The following is a 6,563-nucleotide window of genomic DNA, read 5'->3' on the forward strand; positions in this document are numbered from 1 at the left end:
CGCCCGCGGGCGGGGACAAGCCCCGCCCCTACGTCCAAGCGCCGCAAGACAGCCCGCCGGAAACGAAATCCCGGATGTAGGGGCGGCAAAAACAGTTTTGGGAACAGCGGAAACTTTTGGGCGTTTTTTTCGTCTAATAGATAGCCGCGGCAAATTTAAGGTTTCCTTAAGAACTTGTCACTGCTTTGTAATGCCAAGCCCCGCGGCTTGTGGTACAATGGTAAATGCAATCCAATCGCCAATCTTTAGGGAGGAACAGACATGACCGAACAGCAGACCCCAGTGATGACCCCGCCGGCCGCGCCCCCGGCCGCCCCCACTGGGCCGAAGAAGAAACGCAAGGGCCGGGGCAAGACGATCGCGGGAATTCTCATTGTCGCCGCCATCGCCATCGCGCTCGTCGTGCTGGTGTGGTACTTTGTATTCCGGGAGGACGGCTCCAAGGGCGAGGTCATGACCGACTTCGTCACCCGGGGCTCCATCCAGTCCATGGTGGAGGGCAGCGGCACCACCAAAGCCAAGGACTCCGCCACCGTCACGCCCGGCTCGGGCACCATTCTGGAGCTCTTCGTCCAGGAGGGCGACCAGGTGACCGCGGGCCAGCAGCCCTACCGTATGGACGACACCACCGCACGCGACGCGGTGACCGAGGCCCAGAAGTCGGTGGACAACTGCAACAAGGAGCTCCAGGCCGTCTATGACAAGATCGCGGAGCTGAGCATCACCGCCCCCCACGCGGGCAACCTGCGGGAGGTGGCCGACCTCAAGGTGGGCGACACCGTCAACGAGGGCGACACCATCGCTACCCTGGTCAACGACACCAAGCTGCGCCTCTCCCTGTACTACAGCTACGCCTATGAGGGTGACATCAAGGTGGGGCAGACCGCGCAGATCTCCATCCCCGCCATCATGGCGCCCGTCACCGGCAAGGTGGAGCAGATCAACAAGGTGCGCTTTGTCTCCCCCGAGGGCGCCACCCACTTCGAGGTGGTGCTGGTGCTGGACAACCCCGGCACCCTCGCCGAGGGGATGGATGCCTCTGCCGGCCTCACCGCCGCCGACGGCACCCCCATCTACCCCTACCAGAACGGAAAGCTGGAGTACTACGAGTCCACCAAGATCACCGCCAAGGCCACCGGCCCGGTGGAGCGCGTCAGCCTGCTGAACTACGGCGACGTGAAGGCCGGGCAGCTCCTGGTGCAGCTGGGCGCCAAGGACACCGACGAGGAGATCGCCTCCAAGGAGAACGCCCTCAAGGCCGCCCAGGAGAAGCTGGAGGAGGCCACCAAGGAGCTGGAGAAGTACAACGCCGTCGCCCCCATTGACGGCACGGTTCTCCAGTGCAGCCTGACCGAGGGCCAGGAGGTGTCCAGCGGCCAGGGCATCACCATCGCCGACACCTCCCAGATGATCATCGAAATCCAGGTGGACGAGCGCAACGCCCGCTACATCAAGGCCGGTATGATGGTGGACATCAACCAGTACGGCACGCCCTACGTGGGCATCGTGGAGAGCGTATCCATGACCGCCTCCGGCGAGAACGGCGTGGCCTCCATTCCCGCCGTCGTCACCGTGGACAACTACGACGGCAGCATGATCCCCGGTACTTACGCCGAATACTCCTTCGTGGCCAGCGAGTCGGAGGACTGCCTCACCGTCCCCGTCCAGGCCGTCAAGTATGTCAGCTTCGCCAACGTCCAGCTCCCCGAAACCCTGGATGCCGATCCCTCCGCCGGAATGGATGACGGTATGATGGATGACGGTATGATGGATGACGGCATGATGGATGACGGTATGATGGACGGCGGCATGGTGGACGGCGGCGTGGAAGCTCTGCCCCAGTCCTACTCCGGCGGCGCTTTTGCTGATCCCTTGGGTATGATCGCGGTGCCGATGCCCGGCGGCGGCGTCGTCGTGGACGGCGGCTCCATGGGCGGCTCCTCCGGCGGCGCCAGCGACGACAGCACCGGCGTCATCGTATGGGTCAAGTCCAAGGAGGCCCCCGCCAACGCCATTCTGGAGCCCGACCCCACCTGGGACTGCCCCGAGGGCTTCTGGGCCGTGCCCGTCGAGGTCGGCCTGTCCGATAATTCCAAGGTGGAAATCACCCGCGGCCTGGCGGAAGGCCAGGAGGTCTTTATCGGCTACCAGAACCCCGACGAAATGTACTATTAAAGAGGGCCCCGGTATGCTCATTGATGTAAAAAACCTCTTTAAAATCTACCACGAGGGGGAGGAGAGCGAGGTTCGCGCACTGGACGGCGTCTCCCTCTCCGTGGACCGGGGAGAATTCCTGGCCATCATCGGCCAGTCCGGCTCCGGCAAGTCCACCCTCATGAATATCCTGGGCTGCCTGGATATCCCCACCTACGGGGACTACCACCTGGACGGCGTGGACGTCACTGAGCTGTCCGACCGGCAGCTCGCCCACATCCGCAACAAGCAGATCGGCTTCATCTTCCAGGGCTTCAACCTCATCCCCGCCCTCAACGCCTGGGAGAATGTGGAGTTGCCCCTCATCTACCAGGGCGTGCCCGCCTCCAAGCGGGCCGACCGGGTGGAGGCCGCCCTGGAGCGGGTGGGTCTGGCCGAGCGCGCCGGGCACAAGCCCACCGAGATGTCCGGCGGCCAGCAGCAGCGCGTGGCCATCGCCCGCGCCATCGCCACCCAGCCCCCCATCATCATGGCCGACGAGCCCACCGGTGCCCTGGACTCCCGCACCGGCAAGCACGTGCTGGAGATCCTCCACGGCCTGCATGACGACGGCTCCACCATCATCCTCATCACCCACGACAACGGCATCGCCGCCACCGCCGAGCGCGTCGTGCGCATCTCCGACGGGCATATCATCTACGACGGCGACAGAGAGGGGGCCTTTCTGTGAACCTGACCCAAGCCTTCAAGATCGCGGTCAAATCCATCGCCGCGAAAAAGGCCCGCTCCGCCCTCACCATGCTGGGCGTCATCATCGGCCTGGCCGCCGTCATCATCCTGGTCTCCTACGCCGAGGGCCAGAACCGCCAGATGCGGGAGTACTACGAGAGCCTGGGCAACAACGTGGTCAACATCAATGCCTACAGCCCCTCCGGGCGGGATCTGACCAAGACCATCCGGGACTACTGCATGGAGGATCTCGACGACTACATCCTGGGCCTCACTCCCACCGTGGACTACTACGACCAGACTATCCTGAAGTACGGCGCCAAGTCCATGGACAGCAATAACAGCAACTGGGACGAATCCCCCCAGCTCGTCATGGGCAACCAGGACTACTCCCTGTGCAACAACTTCACCATCGCCCGGGGCCGGGACATCTCCTTCCTGGACGTGGAAAACTACAGCCAGGTCTGTGTCCTCGGCTCCAAAATCGCCGACACCCTCTTCAACTACATTGACCCCGTGGGTAAGGAGATCACCATCAACGGCATCCCCTTCACCGTTGTCGGCGTCTTTGAGGAGAAGGACCCCAACAACATGTCCGGTATGGACCGCTATGTGCTCATTCCCTATACCGTGAACCGCATCATCAGCGGCAAAACCGAAATTGGAAGTTTTGTGGCAAAGGCCAAGGACTCCGCCACGACCACCAAGGCCGTCTCCCTGCTCCAGGGCTACCTGGACAGCCTGCTGGGCCCGAATGAGGGCAATGTCTCCACCCCCAATACCTGGCAGGAGCAGAGCGAGGAGCAGGACAAGATGCAGCAGCGCTTCCTGGGCGGCATTGCCGCCATCTCCCTGGCCGTCGGCGGCATCGGCATTATGAACATCATGCTGGTCACCGTCACCGAGCGCACCCGGGAGATCGGTATCCGCAAGGCCATCGGTGCCGAGCGCAAGAGCATCATCGCCCAGTTCCTGATCGAAGCCTGCATGATCTGCGGCATCGGCGGCCTGTTCGGTATCGCCGCTGGCTACATCGGCACCTTGATCGTGGGCAAATTGTCCTTTAAAATGATTCTATGGCCCAGCCCGGGCGTTGCCGTCGGCTCCTTCTTCATTTCCGTGGCCCTGGGCGTCATCTTCGGCCTGTACCCTGCCATCAAGGCCTCCGGCCTCCAGCCGGTGGATGCCCTGCGGGCCGATTAAAGGAGAGAGAATATGAGATTAAAACGACTGATTTCCTGCCTTCTGTCCGCCGCGCTGCTGGCCGGGCTACTGGTATTTCCTCCCGCTTCGGCGTCCGGCTCGGGCGGCTTCTCCGACATCAGCGATTCCACTGTCGCCGACGCCGCGGAGATGCTCCGCCTGCTGGGCGTGGTGGACGGCACCGGCGGCGGCGCCTTCAACCCCGGCGGCACCCTGAGCCGGGCCGAGTTCTGCAAAATGACCGTGGAGATCATGGGCCGCGGCGCTGAGGAGCCCGCCCAGCGCAACCGCACCATCTTCACCGATGTGGGCCCCACCTACTGGGCCAGGGGCTACGTGAACCTGGCCTCCTCCATCACCATCGGCGGCACCGCTGGTGAGAATGGCGGCACCACTGGCGGTACACGCCTGATTATGGGCGTGGGCGACGGTACCTTCCGCCCCAACCAGGCCATCACCTACGGCGAGGCCGTCACCATCCTCATGCGGGTGCTGGGCTATGGCAGCGCCGATGTGGCCACCGGCTCCAACTGGTATGACGGCTATGTGGCCGTGGCCCAGTCCTCGGGGCTGGCCGACGGCCTGAGCCTGGGCGGCGCGGCCACCCTCACCCGCGGGCAGGCGGCGATTCTGTTCTATAACCTGCTCTTTACTGAGCCTAAGGACAGCGACCAGGTGTACCTGACCACCCTGGGCGGCTCCCTGGAGGACAACGTGGTGGTTCTCTCCACCGACGCCACTGCCGACGACGGCACCACCGGCTCGGTGCTCACCACCTCCGGCACCTATAAGACCGACCGCGTCTTCTTCCCCGGCGAGCTCAACGGTACCCGCGGCCAGCTCGTTCTGGATAAGAACAAGAAACTGCTGGCCGTCCTCCCCGAGGAGGGCAGCACCTTCCGCTCCGTCACCGTCATGGGCAGCCCGGAGGCCAACGCCATTCCTGTGTTGGGCGACGAAACCATCTCCGTCACGCTGGAGACCCCGGTCTATACCAGCGACGAGCAGGCCGCCAGCACCTACGAGAAGATCTGGACCAGCCTGCGCTCCGGCACCAGCCTGCGTCTGTGCTTCAACAGCTCCGGTAAGCTGGAATACATCTATATGCCCTCCAAGACCGCCAGCGTCAGCGACGACAACGTGCTGGTGGCCAAGAACAAACCCACCGGCTCCAACAACCCCTTCGCCTCCCTGTCCGGCGGCAAGACCCCGGCCCAGATCTACAAGAACGGCATCCCCGCCGAGCTCAGCGACCTGCGCCAGTATGACGTGGGGACCTACGACAAGTCCTCCGATACCCTGTTTGTCTCCGATCTGAAGCTCAGCGGCCTGTATGAGAACGCTTACCCCAACGCCGCCGCTCCCTCCACCGTCACCGTAATGGGCGCTGAGCTCACCGTACTGCCCAGCGCACAGGCGGATCTTGCTGCATTCAAGGTGGGCGACAAGGTTACCCTGCTGCTCACCACCACCGGCCAGGTGGCGGGGGCTGTCTCTCCCGATGTGGCCAAGTCCAACGCCGTCGGCGTGGCCACAGTTGATGGCACCAAGGCTACCATCGAGCTGCTGGACGGCATCCTCACTCTGGAGGGCCAGACCACTTACAGCGGAGCCGCCGCCGCCAAGCTCAACGGCTGCCTGGTGACGGTATCCTCCTATAAGCGTGACTATCTGACCCTGAGCAAGGTAAACGGAAAGGGCGCCTCCACCGCGCTGAACCTGACCACCAACCGCATGGGCACTAAGGAGCTCTCCGCCGGCGCCCGCTTCTTTGAGCAGGTAGGCAACGGCAGGCTGGTGGAGATTGACCGCAGCGACATTACCATCACCAGCATCCCGGCCAACAAGATCACCTATGTGGGCTATGACTGGGCCGGCCGCGTGGATAAGCTGGTGCTTAACGATGTTACCGGCGACTGCTACGACTACGGCATGATTTATTACCGTGCCGCAGGCTACGAGGAGAGCAAGGACGACGGAAGTGAGGGCAGCTATCAGAACGGTGAGATCCGCGTCACCAACGGCAGCGGTGAGCACACCTATGTAGTCGGCTCTGTGGACGGCGCCAAGACCAACCGCATGGGCGGCGTCGCCGGCTCTCTGGACCAGTTGGACGGCAAGAATCGCATGGCCGCGTTTATGCCGCTGAACGAGGCCACGGGCATCCGCCGCGCCCAATTCGATACCGACGCCATGCTTCTGACCACCAACTCCATGGTGATCCCCATTTCCGACAAGGTTGAGTGCTACAATAAGACTACTGGAGATTGGTTTAAGCCCGGCGAGGATGGCGACCACAAGGCTGCGCTGAATCTGGCACTGGCCTTCTCCGACGATATCACCGTCTACTATGACCGCTCTCCCGAGGAGGGCGGCAAGGTCCGCATCGTCGTTGTGGAATGAGTTTTGTTCTACCAAAAGTCTACCAGAAACGCCTTGGAACCCTTTGGGTTCCAAGGCGTTTTCACTTTTCCCGC

4 protein-coding genes are annotated in these 6,563 nt (G+C 63.0%); all 4 read left to right on the forward strand.

Features of this window, described 5'->3' with window-relative positions; genetic code table 11:
* The first annotated feature begins 261 nt into the window (after positions 1 to 261).
* Genes HMPREF0372_RS15210 through HMPREF0372_RS15225 form a run of 4 tightly spaced genes read left to right on the forward strand, consistent with a single transcriptional unit; the run spans position 262 to position 6,489 of the window.
* Positions 262 to 2,175, forward strand: coding sequence for an efflux RND transporter periplasmic adaptor subunit (locus tag HMPREF0372_RS15210; RefSeq protein ID WP_007494382.1), 1,914 nt, complete (start codon positions 262 to 264; stop codon positions 2,173 to 2,175).
* A gap of 13 nt (positions 2,176 to 2,188) precedes the next feature.
* Complete coding sequence (locus HMPREF0372_RS15215) at positions 2,189 to 2,884, forward strand: ABC transporter ATP-binding protein (RefSeq protein ID WP_007494384.1); 696 nt, start codon at positions 2,189 to 2,191, stop codon at positions 2,882 to 2,884.
* On the forward strand, positions 2,881 to 4,086 hold the full coding sequence (locus HMPREF0372_RS15220; RefSeq protein WP_007494386.1) for an ABC transporter permease: 1,206 nt from the start codon (positions 2,881 to 2,883) through the stop codon (positions 4,084 to 4,086). Before HMPREF0372_RS15215 ends, HMPREF0372_RS15220 begins: the two co-directional genes overlap by 4 nt.
* 12 nt (positions 4,087 to 4,098) lie before the next feature.
* Positions 4,099 to 6,489 (forward strand): S-layer homology domain-containing protein, encoded by a 2,391-nt coding sequence (locus HMPREF0372_RS15225; RefSeq protein WP_007494388.1) that lies wholly within the window; start codon positions 4,099 to 4,101, stop codon positions 6,487 to 6,489.
* Positions 6,490 to 6,563 lie beyond the last annotated feature (74 nt).

This window comes from Flavonifractor plautii ATCC 29863 (assembly GCF_000239295.1).
Classification (GTDB): Bacteria; Bacillota; Clostridia; order Oscillospirales; family Oscillospiraceae; genus Flavonifractor; species Flavonifractor plautii.

Excerpts from the sequence above, each read along its gene's own strand:
- HMPREF0372_RS15210 (WP_007494382.1), top strand. The coding sequence starts at position 262 with ATGACCGAACAGCAGACCCCAGTGATGACCCCGCCGGCCGCGCCCCCG.
- HMPREF0372_RS15215 (WP_007494384.1), top strand. The coding sequence starts at position 2,189 with ATGCTCATTGATGTAAAAAACCTCTTTAAAATCTACCACGAGGGGGAG.
- HMPREF0372_RS15225 (WP_007494388.1), top strand. The coding sequence starts at position 4,099 with ATGAGATTAAAACGACTGATTTCCTGCCTTCTGTCCGCCGCGCTGCTG.